Below are 15,153 nucleotides of genomic sequence, written 5' to 3'. Positions count from 1 at the left end.
GCTTACCGTCCCCTTTTCCGGTTTCCATTTCAGGCAGGCTCGGGTAGGGTCACTCTGCTCCGGCTGTGGCCCCTTCCGCCGACTTGCCATTCCGGCACCAGGACTTACCTTATTGGCCGTATTGAAATCGATTCAATGCGACCGCAAAAAGTAAGACCAACTTTATGGAGTCGTATCCATGTTCCGAAAACTGTTACTGCTCGCAGGGCTCACGCTGATCCTTGCGGCCTGCCAAACCGCGACTATGAATAAAAGAACCGAAACCGTTTCCTCCCCGACCCCGGCATCCCAGACCGCCACAGCGGCTACCCTCCCCTCCCTGGACGGTGACGACCAGGGCGCGACGCACATCGTCAAGCTCAAGAACGGCCTGACCGTGCTCATCAAGGAGGACGACAGGTTTCCGCTGGTCAACGTCCGCCTCTACGTCCACGCGGGCAGCGCCTACGAAACGCCCGAAATCGCGGGCATCAGCCATCTGCTTGAGCACATGGTCTTCAAGGGCACCGACAACCGAGGCCCCGGCGAAACAGCCCGGCAGATCGAATCCGTGGGAGGCAGCCTGAACGCGGCCACCAGCTTCGACTACACCGTCTACTACGTCGAAGTGCCCGAAACCCAATGGAAACTCGGCATGGACGTGGTCACGGACATGGCCTTCCACCAGACCATTGATCCCAAGGAGCTGGAAAGCGAAAAGAAGGTCGTCCTCGAAGAGCTTGAGCGCGGCGAAGACACGCCCACCAGCAAGCTGTTCAAGACCCTCCAGTCCATGGTCTGGAAGGACACCAGCTACGAATGGCCGATCATCGGCTTCCGCGACACGGTATCGGGCCTCACCCGGCCGCAGATAAAGCAGTACATCGCCACCCACTACCAGCCGCAGTCCATGCTCCTGGCCGTGGTCGGCAAGGTCGATCCCGACAAGATCCTGGCCGAGGCGAACGAGTTGGTCGGCGGCCTCTCCAACACCCGCTCCTTCACCCCGCCCGCGCCCCTGCCCATCCCCGAGGCGGGCGAAGGTCCGCAGGCGGTCAAGCTGACCGGCAAGTGGAACAAGGTCTACATGGGGGCGGCCTTCCCCATCCCCTACGGGACCTCGGCCGAAATCCCGGGCCTGGAGATGCTCTGCCAGCTCATGGGCGGCGACGACACTTCGCGGCTCTACAGGACTTTCAAATATGAGAAGCAGATGGTGGACGACATCTCCATCGCGCCGCTCTCCCTCGAACGCGGCGGGATGCTCTACGTCCATGCCGTGCTCGACGCCGACAAGGTCGACGAGTTCTGGACCGAGCTTAACAAGGAGATGGCTTCCTTCGATCCGGCGGACTTCACCGACCGCGAAATCGAACGCGCCCGCCTGAACCTTGAAAACAGCCTGTTCCTGGCCAAGGAGACCCTGTCCGGCCTGGCGGGCAAGCTCGGCTATTTCCAATTCCTCGACAACGGCGAGCAGGCCGAAAAGAACTATCTCTTCGCGCTGAGCCAGGTGAACCGCGCCGAGCTCAAGCGGCTGTTCGACGAATACATCCGGCCGGACCGTCTCGCCCTGGCCGTGCTCACGCCCGAAAACGCCGAGGTATCCGCCGAAGGTTTGACCGGCATCACCAAGGCCAACTGGCCCAGCAAAAAGGCGGCCGAAGCCAAGCAGGCCGCGGAACAGGCCGCGGGTCCGGCCGAAGTCGCCCTGCCCGGCGGCTCCAAGCTGATCCTCCTGCCCGACGACACCCTGCCCTACACGGCCATGTCCATGTACTGGACCGGCGGCGACGGCGAACTCACCCCCTCCCAGCAGGGATTGGCCGCCCTGACCGCCAGCACCCTGACCAGGGGAACCTTGCAGATGTCCGCCACCGAATTGCAGGATTTCCTGTCCGACCATGCGGCCAGCCTCGGCTCCACCGCCGGACGCAACGTCTTCGCCCTGGAGGCCAAGTTCCCCACCCGGTTCACCGATCAGGTGCTCCCGGTCATCGCCGACACCCTGACCTCTCCGGCCTTCAACCAGACCGAGGTGGACCGGGCCAAGCAGGACCAGATCGCGGCCATCAAGCAAAGCGAGGACAGGCCCCTCGGCCTGGCCTTCCGGCATCTCTTCCCGTTCCTCTACAAGACCGGCCCTTACGCCCTGCTTCATCAGGGCACTCCCGAAGGCGTCGAGCAGTTCACCACCGCCGACATCATGCGGTTCTGGGGCATCCAGTCCATGCAACCCTTCACCCTGGCCGTGTGCGGCCGGTTCGATCAGGCGTCCATGGAGGCCTTTGCCGAGCGCATAGCCCAAACGCTGACCGCGCCCACCGGCGAATATACCTTCGCCAATCCCGAATGGGGAGCCGAGAAGGAAGAGGCCCTGCACCTGCCCGACCGGAACCAGGCGCACCTCCTGATGGTCTTCCCCACCCCGGGCAAGACCGACCTGGAGGCTTCGTCCAAGCTCGAACTGCTGCGCGCCGCCCTGGCGGGCCAGTCCGGGCTGCTCTTCCGCGACCTGCGCGACAAGCAGGGGCTTGCCTACACGGTCACCGCCATGCTCTGGCAGAGCCGCAACACCGGGTTCATGGCCCTTTACATCGGTACTGGCCCGGATAAGGTCGACCAGTCCATCGCCGGATTCCACAAGGTGCTGGGCGAACTGGCCGCCAATGCCCTGCCGCAGGACGAGATCGACCGTGCGCGAAACATCCTCACCGGCGATTACTACCAGGAACATCAATCCCTGCTTTCCCGCAGCCGCGAGGCCGCCAGCCTCCAATCGCGAGGCTTCGACCTCGACTACGAGCGGAAGCTCATCGAACGGGCCCAGACCGTCACCCCCGCCGAAATCCAGGCCATGGTCAAGGAATACCTCGATCCGGCCAAGGCGTACCTCATGAAGGTCACTCCGTAGTCGCCATGACAACAAAAAAAAGAGAGGCCGGTGATACCGGCCTCTCTTTTTTCTTGCCCAATCCAGACCGGCCCCGGCCGCTTTGCCTCGTCGAGGAAAACACGCCGAGAGCCTCAATGCCGTGGTCCCCGGACGCCATCAGGTCGGCCCCAAGCTTCCGGCAGCCCGTCCAAAGGGTTGCCCCCCGTCTCCCGGTGCGCTACAAATCGCGAACGACAACTTTCAGTTACCTACATCGAGGGGAGACGCATGGCGTTTATATTCGGTTCGCCCAGGAAACAGGCAACAGACAAGGACGACATCAGTACGGACCAGCGCCTGACTGTGGCCAGGGACATTTACATGGCCGGGAAGATGAAGATCGTCACCACCGAAGGCGTGCCGGGCCGCGACATCCAGTCCGCTTTCGGACTTCTGGTCTGCCGCAGCTACGTCTTCGACAACGCTTTCTACGGCCTCATGGCCCAGGCCGTGGACGTCAACGCCGACGCCATCGTCGGCTACCGCGAGTCCGTGGCCTTCCATCCCGAGGGCGACAAGTACTACTCCTGCTACGGCACGGCGGTCCGCCTGAAAAAGCTCAAGTAAGACATGGGAAACGAATCCGTCCTGTCTCGCTGGTTCCCCCACGGCCTGGCCGCCGCGTTTCTCGTTCTCTGGACGGCGCTGGCGGTGAACCCCGTCATGCGAGACGTATGGTGGGCCGAGAACATTCCGGTCATGGCGGCCTTCCTGCTCTTGGCCGCCACCTACCGGGCCTTCCGCTTCTCCAACCTAGCCTATGCCCTCATGGCCTGTTGGCTGGTCCTGCACACCATCGGCGGCCACTACACTTTCGCCAACGTGCCCTTCGACTTCATCACCGACCTGTTCGGCTTCGAGCGTAACCACTTCGACCGGCTGGGACACTACTCCATAGGCTTCTATGCCTTTCCCATCGCGGAATTCCTGACCCGCAGGAACCTGGCGAAGCCGGTGGTGGTCCATCTCTTCTCCCTGTTCGCCATCATGGCCCTGGCCGCCGGTTACGAGATCATCGAGTGGTGGTACGCCGTGCTGGCGGGCGGCGAAGCGGGCATCGAGTTTCTCGGCTCCCAGGGCGACATCTGGGACGCCCAGACCGACATGCTCTGCGACACGCTGGGCGCGGTCACGGCGCTGATTCTCTTCGTCTTTTCCGGCATCAAGCCCGAGAGAGCCTGAGTACGCACCAGGTAAAGAAAACGGGGCCGACGCATTGAGATGCGTCGGCCCCGTTTTTTACGTTCTGCAAACGACGATTACTCGCGCACGCCCAGCCGCCTGTCGAGGAGCAGAAGGTCCGCGACGGTCAGGGCCATCATGGCCTTGAGTACCGGGTTGATGCGAGGGATCGCGCTGATGTCGTGACGGCCGCCGACCATGATGAAAGTCGGTTCGCCCTTGGTGGTGACGGTCCGCTGTTCTTGGAGAATGGACGGGATGGGTTTGACGTAGGCCCTGGCGATGACGTCCTGGCCGGAAGATATGCCGCCGAGAATGCCGCCCGCGTTGTTGGAAAGGAAGCCGTCCGGACCGATGGGGTCATTGTTCAGGCTGCCCAGCGAACGCGCCGCGGCCATGCCGGAACCTATCTCCACGCCCTTGACGGCGCCCACGGACATCAACGCTCCGGCGACGCGGGCGTCGAACTTGCCGAAGACAGGCTCCCCGAGACCGGCGGGAAGACCGGTGACGCGGACCTCGACCACGCCGCCCAACGTGTCCTCGTCGTCGCGGACCTCGGTGACGCGCTCGTTCCACGTTTCGACCACATCCGGGTCCGGACTGAAATAGGGCCTGTCCTGCGCGTTTTCGTAATCCCTCACCTCGGCCGGAATACCGCCCAGTTCGACGGTATAGGCGTGGATGGAAATGCCTTCGAGCCGAAGCAGTTCCTGGGCGATGGCCCCGCCCGCCACGCGGGACACGGTCTCGCGTCCCGAGGAGCGTCCGCCACCGCGATAATCGCGAAAGCCGTACTTGGCATTGTAGGTGAAGTCCGCGTGGCCGGGGCGGAAAACGTCCTTGATCTTGGAATAATCGTGAGAACGCTGGTTGGTGTTCTCCACGAAAAAGCCGATGGGCGTGCCGGTGGTCCGGCCCTCGAACACGCCTGACAGGATGCGCACCTGGTCCGGCTCCCGGCGGGTTGTCGAGGCGAGTCCTCCCTGGCCCGGCTTGCGCCTGTCCAGCTCAAGCTGAATGATGGATTCGTCCAGGGGAATGCCCGGGGGACAGCCGTCCACCACGCCGCCCAGGCCCGCGCCATGGGACTCGCCGAAGGTGGTCAGCCGAAAAATGTGCCCGAAGGTGTTGCCGCTCATACTCGCTCCATGCCTGACTAATATTTTTCCACGCGCATGATGTCCTCGGTCCTGCCGAGAATGACCAGCACGTCCCCTGCCTTGAGCGCCCTGTCCGCCTGCGGAACGAAATGGAATTCCGACTCCCCGGCCAGCCGAAAGGCGATAACCTGCACCTGATATTTGTTGGTCAGCTCAAGATCACGCAAGGTCTTTCCAACCCAGTTGTCCACGATAATCTCGCGCACCGCCACATCCTTGCCGAGCCCGAAGTATTCCTGCAGGCCGGGCGCGGTAAGACGGTTCGCCATCTGAGCCGCGACAAACGCCTCCGGGAAAACCACAAAAGGCACCCCGAGCTTGTACAGCACCCGCTCATGGGCCTCGCTGATGGCCTTGACCCAGATATTCTTGACCCCCACGGCCTGGAGATTCAGGACCACCAGGATGCTCGCTTCCATGGAGTCGCCCGTGGAAACGATGACTCGGTCCAACTCCTGAATGCCGATCTGGCTGAGCATCTTCTCGTCGGTCGCGTCCGCCTCATAGGCCTGGGCGATGATGTCCTGCGCACGGCGCACATACTCGGGGTCGATATCCACACCGACCACGGAATGACCGAGCTCGGTCAGGGCCTTGGCCAGGGAGAACCCGAACTTGCCCAGGCCGATGACGGCGATTTCCTTTTTATCAGCCATTGAAACTTCTCCTTGTCGTCTAACCGAAGGGCAGCGTGGAGGTCGGCACCTTGAAACGCCGCTCGGTCTGCCAGCTCTGAAGGGCCGACAGCATCCAGATCGGTCCCAGCCGCCCCACGAACATGAGCACGATGAGCGCCACCCGCTCGACGTCGTTGAGCAACGGGGTCATGCCCGTGGACAGGCCCACCGTCGCAAAGGCGGAAATGGTTTCAAACATGTCGGCGATGAACTCGCCGCGCGCCATGAGATAGGAACTGTCCCCGCTTTCCAGCGCGGTCAGGACCATGGTGCCGGCTCCCACCAGGAGCAGACTCATGGTCACCAGGGAAACAACCTTGTTCATGGCCTTCTGGTCCAGGGCGAACCGGCCGATGCGCACCTGCTCCCATCCCCTGAACTCCGCCCAGACGAAGCCGACCAGGGCGCGGAAGGTGGTGGTCTTGATGCCGCCCGCGCAGGACCCCGGCGAGCCTCCTATGAACATCAGGACCATCATGAAGGCCAGAGACACATTTGTCATGCCGCCGATATCCACGGTGTTGAAACCCGCCGTGCGGCACGTCACCGACTGGAACAGGGCGTTCCAGAAATGTTCGAGAAAATTATCCGGCGCGTTGCCCGCCGCGCCCTCGGCCGCAAATATCACCACCGTCCCGACGACCACCAGGATAAGGGAGGTCTTGAGCACAATGGACGTATGCCAGCTCATGCGCGGTCGGCCCAGCCGGCGTCCGTTCCGCCTGAAAATCGCACTCCAGATCAGAATGCCGCACTCGTTGAGCACGTAGAATCCCAGCCCTCCGGCCGTGATAAGCACGATAAAGACCATGTTGACCCCGCCGTTCGCGGACCATTGGGTCAGGGAATCGGGATACAGGGAAAACCCGGCGTTGCAGAACGCCGACACCGAGTGAAACACCGCCGAATATGGGGAAAAACCCACCGGGTCCAAAAGCCACAGGCAGATGGCCCCCGCAGCTTCGAAGGAAAAGGCCCAGGCCACCACGCGGACAATAAACCGGGCAAGGCTGAAGGACGGGTCGTGCAGCAGGGATTGACCCACGGCAAGCCGGTCCGTCAGGGAAACGTGCCGTCCGAGCAGATGGATAATGAGGGTAGTGAAGGTCATGATCCCCAAGCCGCCGAGCTGGATGAGGACAAGGATGACGTCCAGACCGAGGGTGGAGAAATAGGAGCCGGTATCCACCACGGCCAGGCCGGTGACGCACATGGCCGAAGTCGCCGTGAACACGGCGTCCACAAAGGACAGCGAGCCGCCGGGGTGGCTCACGTCCAGGTGCAGAATGATTGCGCCGATCAGTATGGCCCCGGCAAAGAACCAGACCGGCATCCAGTACGGCGAAAAGACTTTAGTGCGCATGGTCCTCCACGCTTATATGCCTGACGGGCCAACCTGTCAAAAACGCTCGGGAAAGGTCTTCACGATCGCGTACGCCCGCTCCGCGACACTATCCAGGTCCCCGCCTTCGACGACGTGATGCGCGCATCCTTCGTACAGATGGGCGCGTTCTTCCAAGACCTCACGGACTTCGTCAGCCAGAGATTTGCCGGTCAGGGATGGACGCTGGGAAGCGATCGGATCGGCCGACAGCCGCCGCGCCAGCTCCTCCGGGGCGGTCTTGAGATAGAGGGTCAGTCCCCCGGCCAGCACGGCCCGGTTCTCCGCGCGCAGGACAATGCCGCCGCCGCAGCCGATAACCCGTCCGCCGGGCGCGGCTTCGCGTTCGAGCGTTCTTGACTCCTCGTCGCGAAAGGCGTCCCAACCGTTGGCCTCGACAAACGACGCGATGTCCATGCCCACGGCCTCGGCAAAGGCGTGGTCCGTGTCCACGAATTTCAGCCCCAACCGTTCGGCCAGAGCACGGCCCACGCTGGTCTTTCCGCAAGCGCGCGGCCCGATGAGATAGATGTTCCTCGCCTTGTGCATTCCGAGCACCGTAAGGGAAAACCGCCCCGCATTCAATGATTTGCCCGGCCCCATCCGCTTTGCATTCCCGCCGATAGCTGATACCTTCCGCCATGCCCCCCATGGGCATTTTCCCAGCCACCCGTTTCAGCGAGGAAGAATTACATGAAAACCGCCATCTTCGGTTTCTCAGGCTCAGGCAAAACCGACCTCTTCGCCGCCCTCGCGGGCCCCGATGCGGCCGCTTCGGGCAATCGGGCCATGGTCAAGGTCCCGGACGCCCGGCTCGACCCGCTCATCGCGCTCTTCAACCCCAAGAAAGTCACCTACAGCGAAATCGAATACCTGGACATCCCCGGCGGAGGCGGCAAGGGCACGGGACTGGGCGAGCGGGTGCTCAACGAGGTTCGTCCCTACGACTGCTTCATTGGGGTGCTCGACGGCTTCTCGGGCATGAACGATCCGCAAAACCAATGGCAGGCCATTGAGGCGGACATGATGGTTTCGGACATGGCCGTCATCGAGAAAAGGCTGGAAAAACTCGCTGCCGACGGCAAGAAGAACAAGGCCCTGGTGGACCCCAAGGAGGAGACCGCCCTGAAACGCGCGCTGGCCATGCTCGAAGAGGAACGCCCGCTGCGCGCGGATGCTGAGATTTGCGGACTGCCCGAACTCCGGGGCTACAAATTTCTCTCCGCCCGCCCCATCCTCTACGCCTGGAACTGCCCCGAGGGCGAAGAAGCCGATTGCAAACTTCCTGAGGACACCCTCGGCATGGCCCACATCGCGGTGTCGGCCAAACTCGAACGCGAATTGGCCGAGGTCGACGATCCCGAAGAGAAGGCCATGTTCCTGAGCGATCTGGGCATTACGGAATCCGCATTGGACAAGGTCATCGCCAAGACCTACCAGCTCCTCGGGCTGATATCCTTCCTGACGGCGGGCGAGGACGAATGCCGCACCTGGCCCCTGCGCGTCGGCTCCACAGCGCCCCAGGCGGCCGGCGTCATTCACACCGATTTCGAAAAGGGCTTCATCCGCGCCGAAGTCATCGGCTACGACGACTTCCTGACCTACGGCGATTTCAAAAAGGTCAAGGAAGCGGGCAAGGCCCGGCTGGAAGGCAAGGACTACATCGTTAAAGACGGCGACATCATCGAGTTCCGGTTCAACGTATAGCCTGACCGTGACGGGGAAAAGCTGGCTTGGCCCGAACCTCTTTTATGGTGCGATTGCGCTTGCCAAAACGATCGTTGATAACTATTATTAATTTATGAGCGATACCAATACCTGTACAAAGCATCGTGAAGTGGCCATCGAGTTGGGGGACTGCCGCTCCTGCATGGGGTGCATCGACCTCAACCCCGACGTTTTCCAGTGGGATGATGCCCTGGACATGCCTTACGTGTGCCGTTCCAAGGTCACCGAGGAGGAAGTCCGCGACATCATGAACTCATGCCCCGAAGGCTGTATCGTCTTCGTGGACTGCTGACCCGCTCCAACCTCATTTCCACCAAAAAAGCCGGGCTTATGCCCGGCTTTTCCGCATCCGGTCCAGCTCCAGTTTCCAGCGCTCACGCAAAGCGTCCGTCAGCCTGTTACAGGACCATGACGTGTACAGCCCCGGCATGAGGTCCACCGGCAATTCGCTGGTGAAGTCTTTGCGCAGCAGCCGGAGGGACAACTTGTCGGAATAGACATTGCCCGAATCCTTCAAACGGATGGCGCAAACATCCCCCTTGTCTTCATCGCGGCGAATGGAGATATCTTCCACGTTCTCCCAAGGAATATAGCAATGCAGGCCCGCGCCGACGAAATACCGTCCTCGCTCGTCTCCAGATACGGCTTACCTGAAGCCAGAGCACGTATCTTCCAGACCGCCCAGACCACGCCGAACGCACCAAACCCAATGAACGCCTCGGGATTGTCTCGCGGCCCGGGATGGTCCAGCGTTCCCCAGCCGAACACTATCATCGCGCCGCTTATCAGGCACACAAAGACGCAACCCGCGATCAAGGGAGCGCATGTTGTATTTGACGATGATTTCTTCGGACACCTGACCACTCTATTTTTTCAACGGAAAGGACGGCATGGGTGGAAGCGAGCATTCGCAATGATCGCCGCACACAAAGCCGCAATAGGTGTGGAAGACGCGGGTCTGCCGTTCCCGCTGCTCATCGGTTAGAGGCGTGATTTTCGCTTCGTCCACCATCCGCATGAGGCGCTCGTAATCGGGGACGGCGTCCATGCTCCGGGCGACCTCCTCGCCGGTGCGGACATCCAGAAGAGTGGCATCCATGGTATCGGTGACCAACGCATAGGGGACGGGACCGCCCTCAATGAGCCGGGCCGCGCACACGGTTTCGCGCTCGAAGGTGGCCACTTCACCCGCGCAGAAGAGAACTAGAAATACGGGCCTGCCCTGCTCGTCATAGAGCACGAAATCGATGGGCCGCTCATACTCCTCTCCTTCAACGCAATACTTCAACGGGACCTTGGCCTTGAGCCGGTCCTTGGGATAGCCCTTCTCCTCCACCAGAAGCCTCGCCAGAAGTTGGCGGAACTCCTCGAAGGTGGTCTCGTCTATCTCCTCACCGGAAAGGTAATCGCGGAGCGTGCCGCCCAGGCTTGTCTCGTGCATGAAAATCCTCCCTTTCCCTTTAGGATAAATCGCCCGGAAGTCCGACGCAAGGCGGGACGCTGACTAGAGGAACCACACCGGTTCCTTCCGCTCCGCGCACGAAGCCGTCAGCCGCCTGCCGAATTCTGCGACCTGACTGTCGGCCCTGGCTGTACGCGCGCCCTCGGGACAGAACTTGATGCAGGCGCAGCACTTGATGCATTTTTCGGCGTCGGTCCTGTCGTATCCGCCCTCGGCAATGGCTCCGACAGGACACCGTTCTGCGCAGGTGCCGCATTGGATACAGGCGTCGCTGACTTCGATGAAATCCACGGGGACGCCCTTCTTCAACTCCCGATAGGGACGGTTGCCCGGCACGGCGAGGTCCGAGGCCTCATCCACGGACGAAAGGGAGTCCACGAGTTCGCGCACTTTGCTGCCGAAGGTCTCGGCCAGCCGAAGATCCTCGCCGTCCGGCCTGGAGACGGCTACAGGCGTCGCCGGAGTCGAGAAGGAATGCTCGCCGATAAAGGCCGCACAGGCCACCGGAACGCCGCCACGCGACCGGATGATATCGGTCAGTTCGAGCAGCGCGTCGTCATAGTCGCGATTGCCGTACACGACCACGCAGACCACGGGCGTCCGGTCCAGGCGTACCCCTTCGAGCCACCGGCCCAAAAGAACGGGAACCCGCCCGCCATAAACCGGCACGGCCAGCACGAGAAGATCGTTTGCGGATGCGCTCAGCGACTGGCCGCGCGCGTCCTCCATAGTAATATCCAAGTCTTCCGCATCGCCGTACCGCAGTCCGCGCGACAAGGCTTCAATAATGGATGCAGTGGTTCCGGTGGGGGAGAAATAAGCCAGTTTCAGGGAATAGATACGCATGAAAAGCCTTCCTGTTATTGAAATAATCGCGCCAATTTTACTTTTCCAAAAAGCGCGATCCCTCAACGCGCTCCCGCCAATGTCTCAACCGCCATGTATTGCAGCCCCATAGTTCTAGCCCCTCTCCCCCATGAGGGTCAATCGCGCCACGAAGAGCCAGGCTCCCTCTTGAACTCCGGATGAAGAAAATCAGGAGTTGAAAGCCGCTTCGCGGCCATAGTCGGAGGATTTCGCCTCCGGCGGGCAAGGGCTCGCACCCTTGCATCCCTTGTTTGCGCCTTCGGCGCGGGCTTTTTCGCTCTGCTGTGTTCTGCCGCGAAAGTGGGGGAATATATCAGGGCCAGAATAAGGGAGGTACTGTTTTGATTCTCTGAAGAGAAAAATCAGGTGTTGAAAGCCGCTTTGCGGCCATAGTCGGATGATTTCGCCTCCGGCGGGCAAGGGCTCGCACCCTTGCATCCCTTGTTTGCGCCTTCGGCGCGGGCTTTTCGCTCCGTGGCGTTCTGCCGCGGAAGTGGGTGAATATGTTAGGGTCCGAATAAGGGAGGTACTGTTTTGATTCTCTGAAGAGAAAAATCAGGTGTTGAAAGCCGCTTCGCGGCCATAGTCGGGTGATTTCGCCTCCGGCGGGCAAGGGCTCGCACCCTTGCATCCCTTGTTTGCGCCTTCGGCGCGGGCTTTTTCGCTCCGTGGCGTTCTGCCGCGAAAGTGGGTGAATATAGAGGTCCCAGAAAAAAAGGGCGGAAGCTCTGCTTCCGCCCCTTTCCTATTGGTAACGCAACCTGTTAGTGACCGCCGCCGCTGAAGGTGACGGTGATGCCGTACAGGGTCTTGCCCGCGTTGATGGCGAAGTTGAACAAAGGAGCCGGGATCATGCCGATAACGAGCACGGCCGCAGCGAGCATCCCCGCGCCTGCGGAGGCGAACCAGCCGTTGTCGGGCGGGGCCACTTCTGTGGGCGTCTTCTCTTCCGTGAAGGCGTGGCGGAACAGGGACAGGTAGTAGTAGATGGCGATGGCCGAGTTCAACACCAGGGTAATGACCAGCCAGTTGTAGCCGTGGTCCCAAGCCGAGGTGATGAGGAAGAACTTGCCCATGAAGCCCATGGTCGGCGGCAGGCCGACAAGGGCAAAGGCCCCTGCGGCCAGCGAAAACGCCAGGGCCGGAGCCTTCTTGTACAGGCCGTTCAGGTCGGTCAGCTTGAGATTGCGGCCATCCGAGGCCACACGGCTGACGACCCAGAACACGAGCAGGTTCATCACGAGATAGGCCATGCCGTAGAAGGCGGCCGCGCCGATACCTTCGGGGGTGCCGGAGACCAGGCCGACCATGATGTAGCCCGCATGGGCCACGGACGAGAAGCCGAGCAGCCTCTTGATGTCCGTCTGGGCCAGGGCCGACAGGTTGCCGAAGGTCATGGACAGCGCACCCAGCACCGCCAGGATGGTGGTGATCTCCAGACCGGGCTTGAGAAGCACGGCCAGGCGGCACAGGACCACTATGGCGCCCATCTTGGGCATGGTCGCCACGAAAGCGGCGGTCTCGTTGCTGGCGCCCTGATAGACGTCCGGGCACCAGAAGTGGAACGGGAACAGGGCCAGCTTGAAGAACATGCCGCCCAGGAAGAGCGACAGGCCCACAACAGCCATGGGCTGGTCGGCGAACGACCAGGACTTGTTCATGAGCTCGGCGATGTAGGTCGTGTGCTGGGTGGCCATGATGTAGGACAAGCCGTACAGGGCCAGAGCCGTGGCGACCGCGCCGAACATGATGTACTTGATGCCCGCCTCGGCCGCGCCCTTGTCCTTGGCGCGCAGCGGGATGACCGCATACATGGAGTAGGAGGCCAGCTCCAGGGCCAGGTAGATGGTGATCAGCTCCACGGAGGAGGCGAGCAGCATCAGGCCAAGGGTGGAGAAGCCGAGCAACATGTAGTAATCGGCCCGTTTGCCCTCCTCAAGGGTGGGCTGGCGCGAGGCGTTGAGGACGACCACGTAGAAGCCGAACGTGATGACGATCTTGAAGAACTGGGACATGAGGTCCACTTTGTAGACGTCCCAGAACATGGTCCCGTGCAGATGGAAGCCGGTGATGGTCACGAAGAAGGCGGCGCAGGCGCCGAAAGGCAGCCACCGCTCGACAGGCGGTTTCCACTCCCTGCTGCCGAGGGACTGGACCATGAGGGCCAGCACCATGCAGAGGAAGAACAGCTCCGGGACAAGCGCAGTGATGTTGAAGTTCACGTCGTTATCCCCCTATTCCTTTTCCGCCGTAGCGTTCAAGACGTCAGCGGCGGCTGTTTGCAACGGTTGCACGATTTCCACGACAGCCACCTTCCGGCTGTCGAAGTCTTCGAGCAGCTTGTTCACGGAGGGATCGATGATCTTGAAGAACGGGGTGGGCGCAAGGCCGATCCAGAACACGAACACGGCCGGAATGGTCAGGTAGATCCACTCGCGGGCGTTGAGGTCGCGCCAGGTCTTGGCCGTGCTGGGCTTGCCCCAGGCCAACTTCAAAGACACTCGGAACATGTAGGCCGCCCCCAGGAGCGCACCGGGAACCAGGAGCATACCCAGAATCGTGGACTGCTCAAAAGCGCCGATGAACACCAGAATCTCGCCGACAAACCCGTTGGTTCCCGGGAAGCCGAAGGACGCAAGCGCCATCAGCCCCCAGAAGAACATGAAGGCGGGCAGGTACTTGCCCAGGCCCATGTTGTTCGAGATTTCACGGCTGTGGCTGCGTTCGTAGACCGCGCCGATCATCATAAAGAGCGCGCCCGTGACGATGCCGTGGTTGAGCATCTGGAAGAGCGCGCCTTCAACACCGCGCTGGTTGAACAGGAATATACCCAAGGTGACGAAGCCCATGTGGCCCACCGAAGAGTAGGCGACCAGCTTCTTGATGTCCGTCTGGCCCAGGGCGATGGCTCCGCCGTACAGGATGGACACGATGGAGATCGCGATCATCATGGGGGCGAAGTATTCCGAAGCCGCCGGGGTCAACGGCAGGCAGAAGCGCAGGAAACCGTAGGTTCCCATCTTCAGCAGGACTGCCGCCAGAATGACGGAACCCGCCGAAGGCGCCTGCACGTGAGCCGCGGGCAGCCAGGTATGGAACGGGAACATGGGGACCTTGATGGCGAAGGCGAGCGCCATTGCCAGGAAGGCCCAGAACTGGAAGCGGAAGCTGAAGTTCATCTGCATCAGGTCCGGAATGGAGAAGGTCCCGCCCGTGACCCTGAAGGCCACGATGGCCGCCAGGAGCAGAGTGGACCCCGCCAGGGTGTACAGGAAGAACTTGAGCGACGCGTACTTGCGGTCGTCGCCGCCCCAGACCGCGATGAGCAGGTACATGGGGATGAGCATGGCTTCCCAGAACACGTAGAACAGGACCAGGTCCAGGGCGCAGAACACGCCGAGCACCGCGGATGTCATGAACAGCAGGCAGAAGTGGAATTCCTTCACCCGCTTACCGATGTAGGTCCAGGAGCACATGACGCACAGCGGCAGGACCGCGATGGTCAGCAGGACCATGAGTATGCTGATTCCATCCACACCGAGGTAGTACTGCAGGCCCCACTGGTGGACCCAGTCTATCTTCTCGACGAACTGGAAATCGGCGTTGAGTTTGAAGCCCGTGAGCGGCACTGCGAGCAGACACTCGATGAGGGACACCGCCATGGTGTAGTATCTCACCACCTGCGGAGCCCGCAGGAAGAAGAGTCCGCACGCCGCAACGAGCGGGAATGCGATCAATATCGTGAGTACCGGATATCCGAAGTCCAAAATGAGCTCTCC

Annotated in this window: 14 protein-coding genes; 5 read left to right on the top strand and 9 right to left on the bottom strand. The window is 61.5% G+C overall.

All coding sequences use genetic code 11. The annotated features are described in order from the left end of the window. Window positions 1-178 precede the first annotated feature (178 nt). The 3 genes from PSN43_RS07745 to PSN43_RS07735 all read left to right on the top strand — a co-directional run bounded on the left by PSN43_RS07745 (window position 179) and on the right by PSN43_RS07735 (window position 4,096). On the top strand, window positions 179-2,893 hold the full coding sequence (locus PSN43_RS07745) for a M16 family metallopeptidase (protein WP_442874866.1): 2,715 nt from the start codon (window positions 179-181) through the stop codon (window positions 2,891-2,893). 249 nt (window positions 2,894-3,142) lie between these two features. Beyond that, a complete protein-coding gene (locus tag PSN43_RS07740; RefSeq protein WP_272700150.1) occupies window positions 3,143-3,481 on the top strand; it encodes a hypothetical protein in 339 nt (112 codons plus the stop codon). A gap of 3 nt (window positions 3,482-3,484) precedes the next feature. Next, window positions 3,485-4,096, top strand: a complete 612-nt coding sequence (locus PSN43_RS07735; RefSeq protein WP_272700149.1) for a DUF2238 domain-containing protein — start codon at window positions 3,485-3,487, stop codon at window positions 4,094-4,096. A gap of 77 nt (window positions 4,097-4,173) precedes the next feature. On the opposite strand, the gene aroC is transcribed toward PSN43_RS07735, so the two are convergent. Genes aroC through aroL form a run of 4 tightly spaced genes read right to left on the bottom strand, consistent with a single transcriptional unit; the run spans window position 4,174 to window position 7,866 of the window. Next, a complete protein-coding gene (gene aroC, locus PSN43_RS07730) occupies window positions 4,174-5,238 on the bottom strand; it encodes a chorismate synthase (protein ID WP_272700148.1) in 1,065 nt (354 codons plus the stop codon). A 17-nt stretch (window positions 5,239-5,255) separates the two neighbouring features. Next, on the bottom strand, window positions 5,256-5,915 hold the full coding sequence (locus tag PSN43_RS07725) for a potassium channel family protein (RefSeq protein ID WP_272700147.1): 660 nt from the start codon (window positions 5,913-5,915) through the stop codon (window positions 5,256-5,258). 19 nt (window positions 5,916-5,934) lie between these two features. Beyond that, window positions 5,935-7,299 carry a TrkH family potassium uptake protein gene (locus PSN43_RS07720; protein ID WP_272700146.1) on the bottom strand — a complete coding sequence of 455 codons (1,365 nt, stop codon included), beginning with the start codon at window positions 7,297-7,299 and terminating at the stop codon, window positions 5,935-5,937. Window positions 7,300-7,335: 36 nt separating this feature from the next. Continuing rightward, a complete protein-coding gene (gene aroL, locus PSN43_RS07715; RefSeq protein WP_272700145.1) occupies window positions 7,336-7,866 on the bottom strand; it encodes a shikimate kinase AroL in 531 nt (176 codons plus the stop codon). 144 nt (window positions 7,867-8,010) lie between these two features. Here aroL and PSN43_RS07710 point away from each other — a divergent pair, with 144 nt between their 5' ends. Then, window positions 8,011-9,024 carry a DUF933 domain-containing protein gene (locus PSN43_RS07710; protein ID WP_272700144.1) on the top strand — a complete coding sequence of 338 codons (1,014 nt, stop codon included), beginning with the start codon at window positions 8,011-8,013 and terminating at the stop codon, window positions 9,022-9,024. A 94-nt stretch (window positions 9,025-9,118) separates the two neighbouring features. After that, the gene (locus PSN43_RS07705) at window positions 9,119-9,337 is read left to right on the top strand and encodes a 4Fe-4S domain-containing protein (protein WP_272700143.1); all 219 of its coding nucleotides are present in this window, start codon (window positions 9,119-9,121) and stop codon (window positions 9,335-9,337) included. Between the two features lie 36 nt (window positions 9,338-9,373). Here the strand turns inward: PSN43_RS07705 and PSN43_RS07700 are convergent, their stop codons facing one another. The 5 genes from PSN43_RS07700 to PSN43_RS07680 form a co-directional block, all read right to left on the bottom strand. Then, on the bottom strand, window positions 9,374-9,619 hold the full coding sequence (locus PSN43_RS07700; protein ID WP_272700142.1) for a hypothetical protein: 246 nt from the start codon (window positions 9,617-9,619) through the stop codon (window positions 9,374-9,376). Window positions 9,620-9,910: 291 nt separating this feature from the next. Beyond that, entirely contained in the window at window positions 9,911-10,486 is a 576-nt protein-coding gene (locus tag PSN43_RS07695; protein ID WP_272700141.1) for a type I restriction enzyme HsdR N-terminal domain-containing protein, read from the bottom strand. 63 nt (window positions 10,487-10,549) lie between these two features. Beyond that, window positions 10,550-11,353 carry an EFR1 family ferrodoxin gene (locus tag PSN43_RS07690; RefSeq protein ID WP_272700140.1) on the bottom strand — a complete coding sequence of 268 codons (804 nt, stop codon included), beginning with the start codon at window positions 11,351-11,353 and terminating at the stop codon, window positions 10,550-10,552. Window positions 11,354-12,138: 785 nt separating this feature from the next. Next, entirely contained in the window at window positions 12,139-13,596 is a 1,458-nt protein-coding gene (locus PSN43_RS07685; RefSeq protein WP_272700139.1) for an NADH-quinone oxidoreductase subunit N, read from the bottom strand. A gap of 12 nt (window positions 13,597-13,608) precedes the next feature. Next, window positions 13,609-15,144 carry a complex I subunit 4 family protein gene (locus PSN43_RS07680; RefSeq protein WP_272700234.1) on the bottom strand — a complete coding sequence of 512 codons (1,536 nt, stop codon included), beginning with the start codon at window positions 15,142-15,144 and terminating at the stop codon, window positions 13,609-13,611. Window positions 15,145-15,153 lie beyond the last annotated feature (9 nt).

It is taken from the genome of Desulfovibrio sp. Fe33, from assembly GCF_028532725.1.
Taxonomy (GTDB): Bacteria; Desulfobacterota; Desulfovibrionia; order Desulfovibrionales; family Desulfovibrionaceae; genus Pseudodesulfovibrio.
This window is presented reverse-complemented; position numbering and strand designations above follow the sequence as displayed.

Excerpts from the sequence above, each read along its gene's own strand:
- PSN43_RS07725 (WP_272700147.1), bottom strand. The coding sequence starts at position 5,915 with ATGGCTGATAAAAAGGAAATCGCCGTCATCGGCCTGGGCAAGTTCGGG.
- PSN43_RS07710 (WP_272700144.1), top strand. The coding sequence starts at position 8,011 with ATGAAAACCGCCATCTTCGGTTTCTCAGGCTCAGGCAAAACCGACCTC.
- PSN43_RS07740 (WP_272700150.1), top strand. The coding sequence starts at position 3,143 with ATGGCGTTTATATTCGGTTCGCCCAGGAAACAGGCAACAGACAAGGAC.
- PSN43_RS07745 (WP_442874866.1), top strand. The coding sequence starts at position 179 with ATGTTCCGAAAACTGTTACTGCTCGCAGGGCTCACGCTGATCCTTGCG.
- aroL (WP_272700145.1), bottom strand. The coding sequence starts at position 7,866 with ATGCACAAGGCGAGGAACATCTATCTCATCGGGCCGCGCGCTTGCGGA.
- PSN43_RS07690 (WP_272700140.1), bottom strand. The coding sequence starts at position 11,353 with ATGCGTATCTATTCCCTGAAACTGGCTTATTTCTCCCCCACCGGAACC.
- aroC (WP_272700148.1), bottom strand. The coding sequence starts at position 5,238 with ATGAGCGGCAACACCTTCGGGCACATTTTTCGGCTGACCACCTTCGGC.
- PSN43_RS07735 (WP_272700149.1), top strand. The coding sequence starts at position 3,485 with ATGGGAAACGAATCCGTCCTGTCTCGCTGGTTCCCCCACGGCCTGGCC.
- PSN43_RS07720 (WP_272700146.1), bottom strand. The coding sequence starts at position 7,299 with ATGCGCACTAAAGTCTTTTCGCCGTACTGGATGCCGGTCTGGTTCTTT.
- PSN43_RS07705 (WP_272700143.1), top strand. The coding sequence starts at position 9,119 with ATGAGCGATACCAATACCTGTACAAAGCATCGTGAAGTGGCCATCGAG.
- PSN43_RS07695 (WP_272700141.1), bottom strand. The coding sequence starts at position 10,486 with ATGCACGAGACAAGCCTGGGCGGCACGCTCCGCGATTACCTTTCCGGT.